The organism is Sphingomonas sp. MMS24-J13, from assembly GCF_044905095.1.
In the GTDB taxonomy this organism is placed as follows: domain Bacteria; phylum Pseudomonadota; class Alphaproteobacteria; order Sphingomonadales; family Sphingomonadaceae; genus Sphingomonas_I.
Genome location: NZ_CP173258.1, coordinates 4,773,131 through 4,791,713 on the forward strand (window position 1 = coordinate 4,773,131; position 18,583 = coordinate 4,791,713).

At 64.2% G+C, this 18,583-nt stretch carries 13 protein-coding genes; 5 read left to right on the forward strand and 8 right to left on the reverse strand.

Annotated elements, in window-relative coordinates:
- Nucleotide 1 precedes the first annotated feature (1 nt).
- Nucleotides 2–1,042, reverse strand: coding sequence for a phosphatase PAP2 family protein (locus tag AB4Z44_RS22295; protein ID WP_404711842.1), 1,041 nt, complete (start codon nucleotides 1,040–1,042; stop codon nucleotides 2–4).
- Nucleotides 1,043–1,505: 463 nt separating this feature from the next.
- Between AB4Z44_RS22295 and AB4Z44_RS22300 the strand changes: the two genes are divergently transcribed.
- The 4 genes from AB4Z44_RS22300 to AB4Z44_RS22315 all read left to right on the forward strand — a co-directional run bounded on the left by AB4Z44_RS22300 (nucleotide 1,506) and on the right by AB4Z44_RS22315 (nucleotide 5,229).
- A complete protein-coding gene (locus tag AB4Z44_RS22300) occupies nucleotides 1,506–2,420 on the forward strand; it encodes an NAD(P)/FAD-dependent oxidoreductase (RefSeq protein WP_404711843.1) in 915 nt (304 codons plus the stop codon).
- Between the two features lie 113 nt (nucleotides 2,421–2,533).
- Complete coding sequence (locus tag AB4Z44_RS22305; protein WP_404711844.1) at nucleotides 2,534–3,673, forward strand: alpha/beta hydrolase family esterase; 1,140 nt, start codon at nucleotides 2,534–2,536, stop codon at nucleotides 3,671–3,673.
- A gap of 49 nt (nucleotides 3,674–3,722) precedes the next feature.
- A complete protein-coding gene (locus AB4Z44_RS22310; protein ID WP_404711845.1) occupies nucleotides 3,723–5,018 on the forward strand; it encodes an Hsp70 family protein in 1,296 nt (431 codons plus the stop codon).
- 73 nt (nucleotides 5,019–5,091) lie between these two features.
- Nucleotides 5,092–5,229: a hypothetical protein gene (locus AB4Z44_RS22315; RefSeq protein WP_404711846.1), complete on the forward strand. Its 138-nt coding sequence runs from the start codon at nucleotides 5,092–5,094 to the stop codon at nucleotides 5,227–5,229.
- 224 nt (nucleotides 5,230–5,453) lie between these two features.
- Here AB4Z44_RS22315 and AB4Z44_RS22320 read toward each other — a convergent pair whose 3' ends face one another.
- The 6 genes from AB4Z44_RS22320 to AB4Z44_RS22345 form a co-directional block, all read right to left on the reverse strand.
- Nucleotides 5,454–7,427 (reverse strand): TonB-dependent receptor, encoded by a 1,974-nt coding sequence (locus AB4Z44_RS22320; RefSeq protein ID WP_404711847.1) that lies wholly within the window; start codon nucleotides 7,425–7,427, stop codon nucleotides 5,454–5,456.
- A 57-nt stretch (nucleotides 7,428–7,484) separates the two neighbouring features.
- Entirely contained in the window at nucleotides 7,485–7,820 is a 336-nt protein-coding gene (locus tag AB4Z44_RS22325) for a hypothetical protein (RefSeq protein WP_404711848.1), read from the reverse strand.
- Between the two features lie 138 nt (nucleotides 7,821–7,958).
- A complete protein-coding gene (locus AB4Z44_RS22330) occupies nucleotides 7,959–9,770 on the reverse strand; it encodes a sulfotransferase (protein ID WP_404711849.1) in 1,812 nt (603 codons plus the stop codon).
- 152 nt (nucleotides 9,771–9,922) lie between these two features.
- Nucleotides 9,923–13,072, reverse strand: coding sequence for a TonB-dependent receptor domain-containing protein (locus tag AB4Z44_RS22335; protein WP_404711850.1), 3,150 nt, complete (start codon nucleotides 13,070–13,072; stop codon nucleotides 9,923–9,925).
- A 423-nt stretch (nucleotides 13,073–13,495) separates the two neighbouring features.
- Nucleotides 13,496–15,616: a PQQ-binding-like beta-propeller repeat protein gene (locus AB4Z44_RS22340; protein WP_404711851.1), complete on the reverse strand. Its 2,121-nt coding sequence runs from the start codon at nucleotides 15,614–15,616 to the stop codon at nucleotides 13,496–13,498.
- A gap of 22 nt (nucleotides 15,617–15,638) precedes the next feature.
- Entirely contained in the window at nucleotides 15,639–16,697 is a 1,059-nt protein-coding gene (locus AB4Z44_RS22345; protein ID WP_404711852.1) for a Rieske 2Fe-2S domain-containing protein, read from the reverse strand.
- A 55-nt stretch (nucleotides 16,698–16,752) separates the two neighbouring features.
- On the opposite strand from AB4Z44_RS22345, the gene AB4Z44_RS22350 reads away from it, so the two are divergent.
- A complete protein-coding gene (locus AB4Z44_RS22350; protein WP_404711853.1) occupies nucleotides 16,753–17,184 on the forward strand; it encodes a MarR family winged helix-turn-helix transcriptional regulator in 432 nt (143 codons plus the stop codon).
- A 75-nt stretch (nucleotides 17,185–17,259) separates the two neighbouring features.
- Here the strand turns inward: AB4Z44_RS22350 and hisC are convergent, their stop codons facing one another.
- A complete protein-coding gene (gene hisC, locus AB4Z44_RS22355) occupies nucleotides 17,260–18,321 on the reverse strand; it encodes a histidinol-phosphate transaminase (protein WP_404711854.1) in 1,062 nt (353 codons plus the stop codon).
- Nucleotides 18,322–18,583 lie beyond the last annotated feature (262 nt).

Sequence of the window (18,583 nt, forward strand, 5' to 3'; positions counted from 1 at the left end):
CCTACGGCAGCCTGGCACGACGCGGCGTAGGCGTGGGCAATTCCTGGCTATCGCGGTTCCGTGCAGTGCGGGCCGCACGGGCGCTTGCGAAAGCCTCACTGTCGAACAAGTTCGGCGATGACACCCTATCGGGATAGGCCTTGCCCCGCGCGAGATCGTGCGAAAACCGCGCCAGTATCGTCGCGCCGCTCAGAGCAACCAGCGCGACCACGATGCCGCTGATGATGTCGATCAGATAATGCGTGCCTTCGACCGGCGTCGCCAAAAGCATCGCGGCGTTGAGCGCGAGCAGCGGCCAGCGTAGCGGCTTCGCCGACCAGGCGGCAGCCATATAAAGGATCGCGCTGGCGGCGTGGAAGCTGGGTGCGCACACCAGGCCATGCAGGCTACCCGGATCGACGCTCCGCAACGCATGATCGCGCAGCGCCGGGATGAGCTCGGCCTGATAGAGCGCGCTGACCGGCATATAGGGGATCCGGCCGCGCTCGAGGAAGGCGAGCGGACCCTGCGCCGGCATGAGGCTGAACAGTGCCAAAGTCAGGACGGCGGCGATCCAGAAGGAGACGATGAACAACCGTGCCTCCGCCCGCCGGCCGGCAAAAGCGAAATAGCCGAACAGGATGAGCGGCGTCACGAAGATGCTTTGATAGACGGTCCGGCCGAGGATTTGCAGCATCGGATGCGCGGCGACCACATCGTACCATGCCATCCAGTTGAACCGCAGCGTCTGGTCGATCGCTTCCAGGCGGGCGTCGGCGAAACCGTGATTGGCGGCGGCGATAGGATAGCTCGCCATCGCGCCCATCACGCACACTGCCACGAACAGCCCCGCATATTCGCTGTAATCGCGCACGACATTGCGCCAGCGCGCGCCGTCGCCGCGGCACAGGTAGCGCAGTATGACGGCCGCCGTGCCGGTCGCGTACATGGCGGTAGCGCCGATCGCGAGCGGGCCGATCCGCATCCGGACCATCGCCATGAGCACGGCCAGCAAGACCATGCTGGCGCCCAGCCCACCGACGAGCCAGGTGCCGGGCAGCACCGCGCAAGACGCCTTCGGGGCGGATCGATCCCTCAGCGGAGCGGGCCGCCGAACCATGCGAAAAGGTGCGCGTACCGCGTCGCGGCCGTCGTTCCGGCCGGGTGGCCATCTTCGAGGGAGGTTGCCGGGCGGGAGCAAACCGCTGCTACGGCAATGATTTGGTGATGGTGCATACGATTAGGTGGCGCTTCCATTGCACCTTCGCGCCCCCGTGCACAATGCGGAAGCGACGATCGGTTGGCTGCGCAGGTGGCGGCCATGGGCTTTCGCGGAGCTGAACCGCCCTTCGCTTCCGTGTCGAAATCGGGCCATCTCGGGCCAGGCGGAAGAGTGACGATGCGATCCCAATCCTTGCTTATCGCGGCGGGCGGTTTACGGTTCCGGCCTCCTGTCATCGGTTCAAGCCGTTGTTTCGAAGTCCCGCCGGTCAGGATCAGGCGGACGACCGCGCTGCCGAGGGCCGATGCCGACACCAAATGTGGATTGCCTGATCGTAGGGGGAGGGCCCGCCGGCCTGACCGCGGCGATCTACCTCGCCCGTTTTCATCTGAACGTGCTGGTGGCCGATTCAGGCGACAGCCGCGCGGCCTTGATCCCCAAGACCCGCAACCATGCCGGCTTTCCCGAAGGGATCAGCGGCCCCAATCTGCTGCGGCGGATGAACCAGCAGGCGCGCATCTATGGTGCGCGGATCGAAGACACCGTCGTGTCGGCAATCCACAAGGATGGCGAAAGCTTCCTCGTCGATACCGGGGGCGGGACGATCGCCGCGCGCTCGGTGCTGCTCGCCACCGGCGTGGTCAATAATCGCCCCGATATGCCGGACGATATGCATGACGAAGCGCTGGCGCGGGGGCTGCTGCGGTATTGCCCGATCTGCGATGGCTTCGAAGTCACCGATCAGGCGATCGGCGTGATCGGCACCGGCGCGCGGGGCATGCGCGAGGCCCTGTTCCTACGTGGCTACAGCGCCGATATCACCCTGATCGCACCGGGCGATGGCCATGCGCTGGACGAAGGTCAGCAGGCGGAGCTCGCAAATGCAGGGGTGGCGTTGCTCGCCGGCCCACCCGCTTTCGTGCTCGGCCCGCATGGCATTTCGGTCTTCACCGATGCCGGCTGCTTCGCCTTCGCCAGTATCTATCCTGCGCTGGGCTCGGTCGTCCGGTCCGATCTTGCGAGGGTTTTGGGGGCTGGCGTAAGCGAGGAGGGCTGCATGCTGGTCGATGCCCACCAGCGCAGCTCGATCCCCGGCCTCTATGCGGCAGGGGATGTCGTACTCGGTCTCGATCAGATCAGCCATGCCATGGGCGAAGGTGGGGTAGCGGCGACCACGATCCGCAACGATCTGGCCGCGCGGACCCCGCTTTGGCGATGATTGCGCTTATCGCGCTTGCGCGGGGCTGGGCGATAGCCATATTGTGCAGTGCAGCAAATCGCTTCCGCGCGTTTCGCTGATGGCCGGCATGTCGCGCGGCCCGGAGGCGCCTGATGAAGAAGCTGTCGGATAGCATTGCCGATCTGTCGAAGCTCGCCGCGGGCGCGCGCATCGGATCGATCGATCGGCTGCGCGATCTCGAGAGCTTCGGCGACGATCCGGGCAATCTGCGCGCGCGGATCCATGTTCCCGACAGCGTCGCCGATCAGCCCGCCTTGGTCGTCGTTCTTCACGGCTGTACCCAGACTGCGGCCGGCTACAACCATGGTTCGGGCTGGTCGCAACTGGCGGACGAACAGGGCTTCGTCCTGCTCTTCGCGGAGCAGCGCCGCGCCAACAATCCCAATCTCTGCTTCAACTGGTTCCAGCCCGGTGACTATTCTCGCGACAGCGGCGAGGCGCTGTCGATCCGCCAGATGATCGACACGATGATCGATCAATATGATGTCGATCCTGCACGCATCTTCGTGACCGGCCTTTCGGCCGGCGGCGCCATGACATCGGTGATGCTGGCGACATATCCCGAACTGTTTGCCGGCGGTGCGATCATGGCCGGGCTGCCTTATGGCACCGCATCGAATGTCTCGCAGGCGCTGGAACGCATGCGTGGGCACGGAATGCCCGCGCCGGCGGAGCTTGGCGCGCTCGTCCGGCAGGCCTCGTCGTATCGCGGACCCTGGCCGGCAATCTCGATCTGGCACGGTACCGCCGATGCTACGGTCAAGCCCAGCAACGCCGACGCCATCGTCGATCAGTGGCGCGTGCTCCACGGCGTCGATGGTACGCCGGGCACGGTCGAGATCGTGGACGGCTATCCGCACCGCATCTGGCGCGATGCCGCTCGGCGCGCCGTGATCGAGGAATATAGCATCACCGGCATGAGCCATGGTACGCCGCTCGACACGGTGGGCGAGCATGCCTGCGGCACCGCCGGCCCATTCATGCTGGAGACGGGCATCTCTTCCACCCGGCGGGTTGCTGCCTTCTGGGGGCTTTCGGGCGTACGGCAGGCTGAGCCCGCCCGGTCGCCCGACGCGATGGCCGCGGCTGCAACCGCGCCTGCCTCGCGATTGCCGGTGCCGCGCACCGCAAAACTCAGCCGCATGGCCGAGCCGCCGAAATCGGCCGCTCCTGCTCAGGGCGTGGGCAAGATCATCGAGGATGCGCTGCGGGCCGCGGGCCTGATGCGATAAATGATGGCGCCTTGCCGACGCTGCCGACGCCGCTAGACGCGCCCGCACCATGTCAGCTTCAAGTCCCTTCACCCTTGGCCTCGATTTCGGCACCACCAATTCGGTGGCGGCCGTCGCGCGGGGCGAAACCGCCGATCTCGTGATGCTCGACGGCCCTGAGGCGCCCGACGCCGTGTTCCGCTCGGCGCTGTGCTTCTGGGAGGAGGAAGGCCAGCGTAACGGGCTGGCCGCCGACGCCGGGCCATGGGCGATCCGCGAATATCTCGCTTTCCCGCAGGACAGCCGCTTCATCCAGTCGTTCAAGTCGGTCGTGGCCAGTGCCGCCTTCGAACATGCCAGTATTCTCGAACGCCGCTATCGGTTCGAGGATCTGGGGCGGCTGTTTCTTCAGAAGATGGGCGCGCGGGCGCACGGCGCGCTTTCGGGCGCGGCGTCGCGCGTCGTGGTCGGTCGACCGGTCGAATATGCCGGCGGGCGGCCGGACGAGGCGCTGGCGCGAACCCGCTACGATCTGATGTTCGGCGGGCTCGGGGCGGAAATTCATTATGTCTATGAACCGCTCGGCGCGGCGTTCAGCTATGCTTCTCGCATCACCGATCCGGCGACCATCCTGGTCGCGGATTTCGGCGGCGGCACCAGCGATTTCTCGGTCGTGCGGATCGAGGCGCCGGGGGCGGTGCGGCGCTGTAGCCCGCTCGGTCACGCCGGTATCGGGATCGCCGGAGACCGGTTCGATTTCCGCATCGTCGACAATCTCGTCATGCCGATGCTGGGCAAGGGCGGTTCGTATCGCTCGTTCGACAAGGTGCTGGAGATACCCGGCGGCTATTTCAACGATTTCGCCGACTGGTCGCGGCTTGCGCTGATGCGCAATCGCCGGACGCTGGCGGACCTGGAAAAGCTCCGCCGTGCGGCGATCGATCCCAATGCGATCGGCCGGATGATCGCGGTGATCGAGCAGGAGCTTGGCTACCAGCTCTATGATGCGGTCGGCCGGCTCAAGCGCGCTCTGTCCACCGCCGAGACCGCGCATTTCCACTTTGCCGGCGCGGAGCTGGCGATCGAGGCCGATGTCACGCGTGCGGCGTTCGAAGGCTGGATCGCGCCCGATATCGCCCGGATCGAGGCGACGGTCGATCGCGCTCTGGCCGCCGCGGATGTTCCCGCCGGGATGATCGATCGCATCTTTCTCACCGGCGGGACATCGCTGACGCCCCGTATCCGTCGCCTGTTCGTCGATCGGTTCGGCGAGGACCGTATCGCTTCGGGTGGAGAATTGACCTCGATCGCGCACGGCCTTGCGCTGATCGGTCAGCAGCCTGAAATATCGGAATGGGCTGCCTGATGCCGGTCCGCGCGACATGGCGGTTTGTCGGTGAGCAGTGATGCGCACGCGTTTGAGCATTTGCGCGCGGAAAATGCGGTTCGAGACCGAGCAAGATGCGGTGCTGGCGGCGCGGGATAGCGGGCTGGTGCTACGGCCCTATCGCTGCGATCGCTGCGGCAAGTTTCATCTCACCAGCAGGACGAAGGGCAAGCGCGTGCCGCGGGGATAGGCAACGGAGAATCCTCCCCGTTCCGGCCAGGTGAGCGCAATTGGGCAGCGGATCGGATTTCGCGATCCGGCTGTCCAAATTCCCCGTCACCCCGAACTTGTTTCAGGCTCCACCGTGCGTGCCGCACTGTCCGTGCAAGTTGCCTGGTGGATGCGGAAACAAGTTCAGCATGACGAGGAAGTCAAATTCGATCACCCACCGCTACGGGGAGGATTCGTCATCCTTCAGAACGTCGCCACCTTCAGCACGAAGCGCACGTTACGCCCGGGCATCTCGACCTCGTCCTTGTTCAACGCCGCGGCGTTGCGCTGCACGTCGTTGGTCAGATTCTGGCCGACGATCGCCAGTTCCACGCCCGGATGGGCGCTGAACGGCCGCCACGCGACATGCGCGTTGAGTTGCTTGTAGCTCGGCGTCGCGGTGTCGAATGCGCCGAACCTGTTCTGTCGGCCGACATAAAGGAGCAGGAAGCCGGCATCGAACGGCTTGCTTTCCCACGAAAGCCCGCCGCCGATCCGGTAAGGCGGGATACGCGGCACGTTGCCGCCATTGTCCAACGTCGCGCGGGTATAATCGGCGAGCGCCTTCGCCTCGAACGTGCCGTCGCCGATCTTCGTCAATTGATACGAGGCCTGCCCCTCGAGCCCGCGAAAATGCGCGCCCTGCTGGCGGTAGTTGAGCTCCTTCAGATCCTCGCTGTCGCCATCGACGCAGACTCCGTCGTCGTCGCAGGTCCGCCCGTTCAGATCGCCATAGATGTAATTGCGGAACCAGGTCGAATAGATGCTGCCGTCGAAGCGGAATTTGTCGAGCCGCACGCGGACGGTACCCTCCAGCGAATTGGCTCGCTCGATCTTGAGGTTGGGATCGCCGGTCTCGAACGTGTTGGGGCCGTCATGCCCGCCGCGCGCGAACAATTCGGTCTGCGCCGGCGCGCGGCCGGTGCTGGAGAAGGTCACCCCGAATTTGAGCGCGGGGGTCACGTCGAGCAATGCGCCGATCGCGCCGCTGATCGGGGTGTAGTCGACTTTGGTCGGCACGTCGGTGCTGGGCGTGCCCTTGACGCTGACATGCTCGATCCGGCCGCTCGCCTGCAGTTTCAGATTGGCGAACAGGGGCATTTCAGTGAAGAGATAGGCCGCTTCGCTCTCGGTGACCGTCGGGAACAGATAGCTCGCATCGGCACCCACCGCCGAGAAATTGCGATGCTGATATTCCACGCCGAGCGCGGAATTGCGCACCGGGCCGATCGGGCCGAGCAGCAATTCGGCGTGACCGTCATATTCCTTGTTGCGGAAGGTGGTGTCGATCGTGCCGTCGGGCTCGACCTCGCTATGCTTGTAATTGGCATAGCTGCCATCGACCGTCAGCGTTTTGAACAAGCCCGCTCCCAGATCGAAGCTGTTACGCGTCATTCCCTTGGTCTGCTGCATGACGATATGCGTCGTGTCGCTCGGAATGCCGTAATTGGCGTTATATTGGGTGACCGCGCCGCCGATATGGCTTTCGCCGAAGAAGTATGACCCGCCGACCGACTCGCCGTGGGCGCGCGAATAGCTGTTCTGCTGGGTGCCGTCGGGCGTGTCGTAATCGCCGGCATGGCGGTAGAAGCCGTCTGCGTGGAGCGCGAAATCGCCGACCTTCGCATCGGCCAGCAAAGATGCCTCGCCGACATCGGAGACAGTGCCGTAGCTACCGGTGGCCTCGGCCGAAAAAGGCGCGGTCGGCAGGCTCATCGGCACGCGATTGTTGAGCACGTTGACGACGCCGCCGATCGCCTGGCTGCCATAGCGCAAGGTCGCGGCGCCGCGTACGACCTCGATGCTCTGCGCGGCGAGCGGATCGAGCGGGATGCCGTGATCGGGGCCGATATCCGATACGTCCGAGCTACTGCTGCCGTCCTCAAGGATGCGGACGCGGGTGGCATCCATGCCGCGGATGATCGGGCGGCTCGCGCCGGCGGCGAAGCCGGTCGCGGAAATGCCGGGCACCCCGGCGAGGGAATTGGCGATGCTGGAACCGCCGGCTGCGAGTATCGCGCTGCGATCGACTCTGGCGGTGATGGTCGGCGTGTCGTCCAGGCCGGTCGCGATCGGCGATGCGGTGACGGTGATGACGTTGGTGGGGGCCTGCTGCGCGAACGCGACGGCAGGCAGGAGCGCGGCGATAGCCGCGCCCGACAGGAGGGGAGCACGCATGCGGGGAAACTCCGTGAACCTTTGGGCGGCGCGCAGGTGGCGCCTGTTATTATCTGGTCAGGTGCGGAGTGGGGATGGCGGCCCGCGGCTATGCCAGGCATGAGAACGCCGCTCGCCGATCCAGCCCGCCAAAGATCCGATTGCACGCCAGAACCCATGAACGGCGGGTGCGGTGAAGGGGAAGCCTCCGGGCGACAGATAATGGCCTGCGTGGGCGAATTGCCGGCAGATCGGGCAGTCGGCGGGCGTATCAGCGGGCGCGCTGCGATGTTGGAGCGTCTGGGTGCGATGGATCGCGGCGGGCGTCGCGTTCGTATCGAGATGGACGTGCGACTGGACGACGATGCTCTGCCACGCGAGCGCGATCAGCGCGACGATGGCAAAAAGGCGCACGCATCCCGGGTGCGGCAGGCTCGACGCCATCCTGTCGGTTCGTGCGGGCGACATCTGAATAGCGATATGATGTATCGTCACACATGGCAATGATTTTGCTGCAGTGCGTTATGGGCGCAGGCCGTCAGGCGAAGCGGGTCAGCCCTGATCGGGTGGCGGGTTTGGATAAAAGTCGAGTACCGGGCCGAGGGCTGTCTTCAGCGGATCAAGCCAGCGCTCGTAGTGGCGCCAGCGATCGACGCCGTCGCGGTTGATCGGCTTGCGAACCTGTTCGGAACTGGGTGTGTGCACGGCGCGCCTGGTTTCATAGAAGCGGAGGCAGGCCGGCTCGAACGGCAGATCGAGGTAGGCCAACATCCGGCGCACCTCATGCTCCAGATCGTCGATCAGCCCTTCATGCGTCAGATGATGGATATGCCCGGGTATTGTGCGATCGAAATGCGACATCTGGGCGACGTACGCGCGGTAGAACTGGCCGATATGGTCGAGATCGTATGAGAAATTGATCCCCCAATTGAAGTGCTGGGTGAAGTTGGCCACGCCGCAGCCCAAGGGATGACGCCGGACGTCGATGATCTTGGCATTGGGAAGGATCAGCCGGATCAGCCCGGCATACATCCAGTTGCTCGGCATCTTGTCGGTGAAGCGCGGTTTGGTCGTGTCGCGGAAGCGCGCGGTGGAGGCCAGATACGCATCGCCGAGCTTGCAAACCTCGTCCCTGGTCAGATCGGCGACCCTGTCGAGATAGCCGCCCGGCCGATCGGGGGCGATCTCCAGCGCGATCTTTTCGAGATCGAACAATTCCTCGGTCCCCTCGATCGCGGAATGGCTGGCGAGGATTTGTTCGACGAGGGTCGAACCTGCGCGTGGCAGGCTGACGATGAAGATCGGATCCGGCTCGGGGCAGCCCCAGCCCTCCCGTTCGGCTAAGAAGCGCGGCGTGAAGGTTTCGCGGACGCGCCCCACGTCCGCCCAGACCTTGTTTGGATCGTGCGGCGCCTGTTGGAGGCGAAGTTTTGCGCCGGCGGAAAAGCGGGTGAAGGCCTCCTCGTAACGTTCCCGGCTCTCCAGCGCCTTGCCGAGCGCGAAGAGCAGGTGCAGCCGATCGTCGGCTGAAATATCGTCGCGCGTCAACGCGGTTTCCATCGTGACGATATCCGTCTCATCGAACGCCGCGATCTTGAGATTGGCAAAGCCCCACCAAGCTTGGCCGTTGGCGGGGTTGGCGGCGAGTGCGTTGCGGTAGGCCAGGATCGCCTCTTGACGCTCTCCGATCGTCTTGAGCAGGAAGGCATGGTTCATCCAGCCGCGCGAGTCCGCCGGATGTTGTTCATGCAACCGGTCGAACACCGCGTCGGCCTCGTCCATCCGGCGCAGCCGCATAAGGATCGAGGCCTTTAGCGATAGCCCGCGAAGGTGATCGGGGGCGCGGGCCAAAAGATCGTCGAGCGTCGAGAGCGCACCATGAGCGTTATGCGCGTCGTTCTGGAAGTGCGCCAGCGCCATGCGCGCCTCGTCAAACCCAGGCGCGAGCAGCAAGGCCCGTTGCGCAAGCGTTTCCGCCTGCTGACGCGCCCCGGACCGCGCTGCGATTTTGGCGAGTAACAACGCCGCACCCGGATCCCTCGCGTCCTGATCGCGCAGATAGGCTCGGACGAACAGTTCGGCCTGTTCGAGGCGGCCGGCGGCGAATTCGCGTTCGGCGGCTTCGAGCCCGGCACTCTGAGCACCCAGCGCGATGGCCCTGAGATCGATCTGATCTGCCGCCGGATTATCGCCCGCAGCGCGCATCGTCAGGGCCAAAACCCGCCACCCGGCCGGTATGGCGGGATAGTCTTCGGTGAAAGTCTTAGCCGAAGCGAATGCACCGGCCGGATCGCTTTTCGACCGCGCCACGATCGCATCCAGACGCTGCAGATGCGCCGCGTCCAAGGTTTGCCGTGTCGCCATGTCGATCCCGATAGACAGTCTGGAGCTCAGCCGCCATCGGCGACGCAAGAGGCGCCGCCGATGTGGCTATCGTCTATCATGGAACCTGCCGGGCGCCAGTCCCCGGAGGCGTATGGGGGCAGGGCGCCAAGCCCTGCTCCGGGAACTTCGACTTAGCCGCCGAAGTGGTGCGTGAAGTGCACGAACACCGAGCGACCATAATAATCGTAGTTGCTTGAGTTAAAGTAGTTGCCGATGCGCGTGTACAGGCCGTTGGTCGTCGGTGTCTGGCTGACGACCGGCGGATGCGAGTTGGTCAGGTTCTGAACGCCGACGGTGAAGCTGCCGGCTTTCTGGACCTTGAACCGTACGGAAATGGCGTGCTCGAAATAGTTGCCGACCCTGTAGATCGTATTGACCGCGCCGAGACCCAGCCCGGCCACGTAAGGACCGATCAGATCGGTCGAATCCTGCGGTCCGACATATTTCAGACCGTAGTGGAAGGTGACCGTATCCGACTTGTCGGTCCAATCCGCATCCAGGCTGCTCAGCCACTTCGGACCGGCACCAGCACCCTGTTGACCGAGCGTGCCATTATAGTCGGTGCTCGGTTCGGTGACGAACGGCTGATACTTCTGGTGGATATTGCGCGTGCCCTGCACCCGCAGGTTGAACTTACCACCCGAAATGTGCGTCCCATATTGCAGATCGAAGTCGACGCCCGACGCCTTCTGGCTCGCAACGTTGAGGTAGGGATTCTGGAAGGTGGTGAGCCCACCCGGATGTGCAGTGCCAGCACCCGAGCGCGCTGCGATGAGCGAGCAATAAGGGTTGTTCGGCCCGAAGTCGGTGGCCTGATAGCAGCGGGTGAGGATCGTCGACCCGAGCTGCTGGATTTCGCCATCGACGGTTAGATTGAAATAGTCGATCGCCAGCGACAGATTGACCCGGTCCCGGGGTGCAGTCAGGATTACACCACCGCCCCAAGTCGTAGACTTTTCGGCCTTGAGCTTGCCTGCGCCGCCCTCGGTGAAGATGGCCGGGCCTTGCGTCGAAATGTAGCTCAGAGCGCCTGAATTACCCAGGATCGGGCTGAGCGCGGCGAGACAGTTCTTGTACAGGGTCGTGCCTGCGCCTGCCGAGGTGCCGAAGCCCGAACACGGGTCAACGCCGCTGCCGAGGAAACCCTGCTGGCTGGCGACATACTGCTCGTACAGGTTCGGCGCACGGAAAGACGTGCCGTAATTGCCGCGGAAACGAACGATGTCATTTACCGCATATTGCGCGTTGATGTGGTAGGTGAAGTCCGACCCGTAGGAGCGGTAATGGGTATAACGGCCCGATGCGCTCAGCTCGGCGAACTGAGCCCAGGGCTGGTCGCGGAACAGTGGTATGTTGAGTTCGCCATAACCCTCGTCAACCTGATCGCTGCCCCTGGTGATACCGCTGTTGCTGTAGTTGTAGAGCTGGCCATTCCGCGAGGCGAGCGGCGGCGTGTCGTTCAGATAATCCGAGCGATGTTCGTAGCCGACGGCGAGCTTGACCGTACCGGCCGGCAACTGGAACAGCGAACCGTCGAGGTTCAGCGATGCGATCGTTTCCCGATAGATCGTGTGATCGGTTTCAGGCCGGTATAGATAATTGTAGACGTTGGCCGGGATGATGCCGTTCAGCACGGCCGCCGGATTGTAGATGTCGAACGGCGCGCAGGTCGATCCGGCGATTATCGCGCCATTGGCGACGTTCGATGCGCAGGTATAGGCATTGCCCGCGCCGAATTCACCCGGGATCGCGCGCGTGATCAGATTTTCCGGCGTCCCGGCCGGAGCCAGCGTGGTTTGCAGCGCGTTGCTCAGGCGATCTGCGGTGATCTGCGTGCTAGTCGCATGGCCGTTCGACCGCGCATATTGGAAGTTCGCATCGTAATGCCAGTCACCGAACGGCAGGTTGCCGCGTAGGCCGCCATTGGCGCGGATGAAGTCGACCCGCTGCGAATTCTGCTGAAGCCGGCGGGGAATGATGAAGGGCGTAAAGTAATTGTAGCCAGCCGCAGCGACGGAATTGGGAAAGAACGGGCTATTTGGATAGTGGCCAACATCCTGAATTGGAGTGCCGGCATAGGTCCCGCCATAGATCTCGATATTGGGCGATAGAGCGGTCTGTGTTACGCTGAACTGCTGCGAATTCTGCTGATGCGACTCGCGACGGGTGAACAAGCCTTCGCCGTAGATTTCGGCATCGCCCAGGATGCCGATATCATAGCCGCCATTGACGTAGCCGGTGAACGTCTGGATCGGCGAAATGACCGTATCCTGCAGCTGCGTCGGGCTCGGCGACACGCGGGTCAGGCCATTCACCGTACGGAACGAGCTATTGTCGCCGTTGTAGCTCAGGCGGTTGAGCGCGCCGGTCGTGAAGTTCTGGGCGATGCCGTAGCCGCTGGCGATACCCGATCCCGAACCCAGAGAGTAAGGGAAGCACGACAATTTGCCGGTCGCCGGATCGGGCGCGCCGACCTCGGCTCCCGTGGTTGGATTGTAGAGCAGGTCGCGCGGGCAGCTGAAGGCGCTACGGTCGGACAATTTCAAACCGGCTTCGTGCTTATACTCGAACGAGGCCGTGATATGGCCGCGGTCGAACACCTTGCCGGCTGCCAGCGACATGCGCATGCTGTTGCCGGCACCGCCCGTCCTCGTCGGCGCGTTGTCATAGCCGTCCAGTGTGAAGCCGTTCAGCTTGGTGTCGGTGATGATATTGATGACGCCGGCGACTGCATCCGAACCATAAACCGAAGACGCGCCCTCGCGCAGAACTTCGATGCGATCCACGATCGCATCCGGCAGCACGTTGAGATCGGCCGAAACGAGCTGCGGTCCGACGCCCGCGGGCGCCAGTCGTCGGCCGTTGAGCAGGATCAGGGTACGCGACGAACCGAGGCCGCGCAGGCCGACGGTATTCGCGGCGGCGCCGTTTTCGGAAAGGAAGCCGAGGAAGGAACTGTTGATCTGCGAGGCACCCGACGTCACTGTCGCGGATTGCAGCGTGCTCGCGATATCACGCGCGCCATTGAGGCTCTGCTCATCCTTGATGATGATGTTGACTTCGGATGGCGTCTTGAAATTGTCGCGGCGGATGCGCGAGCCGGTGACGACGATTTCCGCCCGGCTATCGTCCGGACGCGACGTTTCCGAGGCGAGCGTGGGCGTGGTCGAATTCGTGTCGGCGGCGGTCTGCGCCAGCGTCACACTGGGTGTAGACAGGCCGCCCAGTATCGTGGTGGTGAGCAATAGATTTCGAACTGCCGTTCCCCGGAAGGTACGCATGAGAGGTCCCCTTGCTTGTCGCGGCGGGCGTGTCACCCAACCTTAACGTAAGATTGCTAAGCTTCAGTGTTGTGCTGCGCAACACGTACATTGCTGATTTGTTGCTGGTTTTTGACGAAGCTTTGCTGGCAGTGGCAAGGATGCAACGGTCCAAGTCGGCCCTAATTTCCCGCGAATTCCGTTATCGCCCGAGCGACATTACGAAATAGAAGAAGTAGGCCGGACTTGGGAATTTGCAGCACATATTCTTCCTGAATCGCGGATTGACCTAGGTCATGACTGCAATTTGAAAAATTGAAGAGGTCGACACCTCCCGATTTTACTGCGGGGTTTGTGCCCCGTGTCGGATCGGATGAAAAGTTCAGGTCGGAGCGATTCTGCCATTTCAGCCTGGTGCCGCGTCGAGAAGGCGATCCGCGCCGTTCAATCCGGCAACGCGAACACCGTAATCGCCGAACTGTTGACCGCCGGCATCTCGATCTCGGGCGTCAGCTTGCCGAGTCCGCCCGACAACGGATTGCCGTGGCCGGTGACCATCGCGATATATTGCTTGCCGTTGACCGAATAGGAGATGGGTGAGGCGTTGGGCACGTCGCTCGTCCCCTGGCGCCACAATTCCTTGCCGGTCGCCTGATCATAGGCGATGAACTGGCGGTCGACCGAGCCCGTGAAGAGCAATCCGCCTGCCGTCGCCAGCACGCCCATCGTGTAGGGTGCGCGCTGACGGTGCGCCCAGCGAATCTTGCCGGCCTGCATGTCGAGCGCCTGGAGCAGCCCATAACGGCCGTCCCCTTTGGCGGGCGGGGCATAATCGATGTTCACGCCGCTGGAGAGGAAGCCTTTGCCCTCGGCGGGCACCATGTCCATGCAAACATCGCGCGCGGTGACGAAGATGGTGCGTGACGCCTGGTCGAACGCGGTCGGCGTCCAGTTGCGGCCGCCGCCGCTGTGCGGGCAGATGAAGCGCGTCCGATCGCGACCCGGAAGCAAGGCCGGATCGACCGTCTTGTCGCCGGTGACCGGATCGATCCTGGTGATGAAATTCTGCAGACCCATATCGACCGTCTTCACATATTTGCCCGTATTCAGATCGAGCGTGTCGAACAGCCCTTCCTTGCCCGACGTCATGATAACGCGGCGCGTCTTGCCGCCGACGTCGATCGTGCCCAGCACGCGATCGAACACCCAGTCGAGATCATACTGGTCGTTCTTCATATGCTGGAAATACCAGACGAGCTTGCCGGTGCGCGGCTCGAGCGCGAGCGTGCTGTCGGTGTAGAGTCCGTCATTGTTGGCGCCCGGCTTGCGGATGCGCAGCGGCCCGGTGTCGTAGGTTTGCGCGGTGCCCCAATAAGCCAGGCCGGTCTCGGGATCGTAGCTGCCCGAGGTCCACACCGATGCGCCGCTGCGCTCGTTCGCCGCCAGCCCGTTCCAGGTGTCGCCGCCCGGCGTCCCCGGGGCCGCGACCGTGTCGAACGTCCACAGATGCGCGCCCGTCTCCGCGTCGAAGCCCGCGATCAGGCCGCCGCCCGGCGCCTGCGTCGTCAGCCCCTGCATGATCACGCCCTTGGCGGCGAGCGGCCCGCCGGGATTGCGGAAGCCGGGCTTGTCGGTGACGAGCTTGTCCCACACCGGCCGCCCGGTCCGCGCGTCGAGCGCGATCAGGTGGAGGTCGGAGGTCGCGGCGTAGATCTTGTCGCCATAGAGCGCCATCATCTTCTTGGAGCTCAGCATTATGCCTTTGGGCAGGCTACGCCGATAGCGCCACAGCAGGCGGCCGTCGGTCGCGTCGAAGGCGAAGATCTCGTCGCCATAGCCGAAGATGTAGAGCACGCCGTCGCGCACCAGCGGCTCGTTGGTGTCCTCGCCCGCAGGCAGCGGATAGGACCAGGCGACGCGCAGATCCTTCACGTTGTGCGTGTCGATCTGCTTGAGCGGGGAGAAGCCCTGGCCCTGGTGGCTGCGGCGCCAGCTCAGCCAATTTTCCGGCGCGGGATCGTCGAGCATCTGCTCGGTCACCGGGGTGTAGTTGGCGAAGCGATCGGGCGGAGTCGGCCAGGCGGGGAGCGGGCGCTTGGTGATGCCGCCGATGCCGAGTTCGGCGAAAGGCGCGGCTGCTGCCGGAGCTGCGGGCAGGGTGATCTGCGCGAATTTGGGCGAGCCGGTGACGAGCGGTTCGCCGCCGACGGCCGCACCGTTCCGCTGCAGGATGTAGGCGGTGATCGCCGTATAGGTTTCCGGATCGAGCCCGCCGGCGTTCGCGGGCGGCATCGACGTGCGGATATATTGATCGATCTTCGCGGCGGTCGCGCCGCCCCATTTGCTCAGGAAAGCACCGCCCCGCAGCGCCGGCGCGAACTGGCCGTCGGTCAGGTCCTTGCCATGGCAGACCGCGCAATTCTGCGCGAAGGCGGCGGCGCCCGCCGCGATCTGCGTGGGGTTGCCCGACGGTGCCGCCTGCTGCGCGAAGGCGAGCGGTACGATGCCCAGCGCCAGGGCCATGGCCGCCGTGGCCTGCGCGGTCCGTGCGATCGTTCCGCTCATAATCCCCCTCCGTTCATTCTGTTCAGGCTGCATGCTGCAGGCCATTGTTTTCGGCCGCGATCAGCCGCGTGACAAGCCTGCGCACGAGGATCGCCCCGCGATCGCGCGGCAGGATCACCGGATTGAGCGCCATCAGATCGGATGTACCCATCTGCGCCTCGATATCGGCCATCATCGGCCCATCCTCGCGCTCGAAGATGCCGCGGAAGAAGGAAATGAAGCGTTCGTCGTCCGCTTCGTCGCCATCGAGATCGAAGATGCGGCTGAAGCCCGAGAAATAATGGCTCGTCGTCGCGGTTTCGGGCGTGATGCAATGGCTCTGGACCATATAGGACGCGTCCTCGCCGTCCTGCCCGGCGGGCCGCGCGACCATCGTGAACTTCATGTTGGCGGGTGCGACCCATTCGGTGTCGTTCCACTGATCGTAGGGCACGCCCGCGGGTACGCCGTTATGGAAGACCGACGGCCGCTCGATATCGGGTACGAAGGTGCGGCTCTGCACGCGGCCCTGCTCGTCGGTGCGCGCGCTATAGGTTTCGCCCGGCGTCGCGCCGGCATCGGCCTTCCAGCCACCGATCGTGCCGGTGTGGAGCCAGAAGAGGTGGGTCAACTCCATCAGATTGTCGTTGCCGAGCTGCCAATTGCCCGCGAACTTCACGTGCCAGATCAGCGGTCGCATCGCCGCGACGTCCATATGCGAATGATCGGGAATCGCGGCCGGATCGGCGAGGGGCGGATCGCCCATCCAGATCCACAGCATCCTGTGGCGCTCGATCAGCGGGAAGGTGCGCACCACTGCGTTGGCCGGAGGCGACTCCTGATAGGGGCTGCGCGTGCATTGTCCGTCGGCGCCGAAGCGCAGGCCATGGTAGACGCACTCCATCGCATCGCCGATCCGCCGCCCCTTCGACAGGTAAGCGAAGCGGTGCGGGCAGCGATCGAGCATCGCCACCGGGGTGCCGGCCCCCGTGCGGTAGAACAGAATTGGCAGGTCGAGCAGGCGGCGCGCGAACAAGGCATCGCCAGCCACTTCGTGCGACAGCGCGCCGACATACCAGGCGTTGTGGATGAACTCGGCCATCGGCTCCCCTTTCTTATCGATTGGCAACGCCGGCCGGCTTGGGCACAGACAGCCCATGCCGGTGGACAGCGAGCGCGAACTGACCTTCCCCCACCTCATCAAATGGGTGGAGATGGCGACCCGCGCGCGAGTTGACCGCGCGATGCGCGACAGCCCCGTGTCGAGCAGCCAGTTGTTCGCACTCGCGTTGCTGAATGGACGCGGCGAAGCGACCTCCGCGGAGCTGGCGCGGCTGATGCACCTCACCCCGCAGGCAATGACGACCTTGCTGCGCCCGTTGCGCGACGCCGGCCTGATCGAGCGCCACGCCGATGCGGATCATGGCCGGCGCCTGCAATGGCGCCTTGGCGACAAGGGACGCGCTTTGCTGCGGGAAGTGCACGATCTCTGCCCCGCGCTCGAGGATGACCTGCTCGAAGGCTTCGACCCGGCCGAGCGGGCGACGCTCAAGGCGCTGCTGGCGCGCATCGCGCTGCGCTTCGGCTGATCCACCCACTCGCATCCTCGTCCGGTGCCTTTGTATAAGGTCACCTTACATTGATCGGAGGCGGAAGGCCAGTCCTCAGACGGAGACGATGGTCCGGAGTGCCGTCATCAGCAGGCCGACCTGGTCGCCCGAACCGACCGTGATCCGCACATAGCCGGCGACGCGTGGGCTCGCGAAATGACGCACCAGCACCGCCCGCTCGCGCAGCGCCGCGGCCAGCGCGGCGCCGTCATGCGCGGGATGGCGCGCGAACACGAAATTGGCGGATGAAGGCAGAACCTCGAAGCCCAGACGGGACAGGCCCTCGGTGAGTAGCGCACGGTTTGCGATCAGGGTAGCGCGGCTCGCCTGGAAGAAGGTTTCGTCCTCGATCGCCGCGATCGCGCCCGCCTGGGCCGGTCGGCCGAGCGGATAGGAATTGAAGCTGTTCTTCACGCGATCGAGCGCTTCAATCAGCGTGGCGTCACCGATCGCATAGCCGACGCGCAACCCCGCCAGTGCGCGCGATTTCGACATCGTCTGTATCACCAGCAGATTGGGGTAGGTCGCGATCAGCGGAACGGCGGTTTCCGCGCCGAAATCGACATAGGCCTCGTCGATCACCACCGGAATATCGCGATGCGCATCGAGCAATTCGGCGATCTCGACGCGCGATAGCGCGATCCCGGTGGGTGCGTTGGGATTGGCGAGGATGATCGCACCGGCAGGGCGGCGATAATCGGCGATCCGGATCCGCATCGCATCGTCGAGCGGTACAATCTGGTGCGTGATCCCGAACAGGCGGCAATAGACCGGATAGAAGCTGTAGGTGATGTCCGGGAACAGCAAAGGCGCTTCATGCCGCAGCAGCGCCGCGAACGCATGCGCCAGAACCTCGTCCGATCCGTTGCCGACGAACACTTCGTCCCGGCGTACCCCATGATAGGCCGCCAGCGTCTCGCGCAGCGCAGTGGCCTCGGGATCGGGATAGAGCCGCAGCGAGTCCGCCGCCTCGGCGCGTATCGCGGCCAGCGCGCGTAGCGAGGGGCCGAGCGGGCTTTCGTTGGTGTTGAGCTTCACCAGCCCCGGGATGCGTGGCTGCTCGCCGGGCTGGTAGGGCGCCAGCCCATGCACCTCTTCGCTCCAGAAACGGCTCATCGATACCCCGCGATTGGACTGAGAGGCTGCCGTAGCGATTTGGCCGTGGGGCGCAAACTTCACCTCCATTTCGGCGGAAAAATGCGGTTGGTATCGACGAAAACCGCGCAAAAACATTGCCTTGTAAAGCGGGAAGGGCGCCGGGCTGGGGGAATCCCGTAATATGCGATCTTCGGACGATCATCGATAAGCCGCCGCGAGGATTCGGCACATGATACAAAATTCCATAAAGACGGAAGCATCGCTGTTGCGCAGGCGCTTC

Excerpts from the sequence above, each read along its gene's own strand:
- AB4Z44_RS22320 (WP_404711847.1), bottom strand. The coding sequence starts at position 7,427 with ATGCGTGCTCCCCTCCTGTCGGGCGCGGCTATCGCCGCGCTCCTGCCT.
- AB4Z44_RS22300 (WP_404711843.1), top strand. The coding sequence starts at position 1,506 with ATGCCGACACCAAATGTGGATTGCCTGATCGTAGGGGGAGGGCCCGCC.
- AB4Z44_RS22350 (WP_404711853.1), top strand. The coding sequence starts at position 16,753 with ATGCCGGTGGACAGCGAGCGCGAACTGACCTTCCCCCACCTCATCAAA.
- AB4Z44_RS22345 (WP_404711852.1), bottom strand. The coding sequence starts at position 16,697 with ATGGCCGAGTTCATCCACAACGCCTGGTATGTCGGCGCGCTGTCGCAC.
- AB4Z44_RS22305 (WP_404711844.1), top strand. The coding sequence starts at position 2,534 with ATGAAGAAGCTGTCGGATAGCATTGCCGATCTGTCGAAGCTCGCCGCG.
- AB4Z44_RS22335 (WP_404711850.1), bottom strand. The coding sequence starts at position 13,072 with ATGCGTACCTTCCGGGGAACGGCAGTTCGAAATCTATTGCTCACCACC.
- AB4Z44_RS22340 (WP_404711851.1), bottom strand. The coding sequence starts at position 15,616 with ATGAGCGGAACGATCGCACGGACCGCGCAGGCCACGGCGGCCATGGCC.
- AB4Z44_RS22310 (WP_404711845.1), top strand. The coding sequence starts at position 3,723 with ATGTCAGCTTCAAGTCCCTTCACCCTTGGCCTCGATTTCGGCACCACC.
- AB4Z44_RS22315 (WP_404711846.1), top strand. The coding sequence starts at position 5,092 with ATGCGGTTCGAGACCGAGCAAGATGCGGTGCTGGCGGCGCGGGATAGC.
- hisC (WP_404711854.1), bottom strand. The coding sequence starts at position 18,321 with ATGAGCCGTTTCTGGAGCGAAGAGGTGCATGGGCTGGCGCCCTACCAG.
- AB4Z44_RS22330 (WP_404711849.1), bottom strand. The coding sequence starts at position 9,770 with ATGGCGACACGGCAAACCTTGGACGCGGCGCATCTGCAGCGTCTGGAT.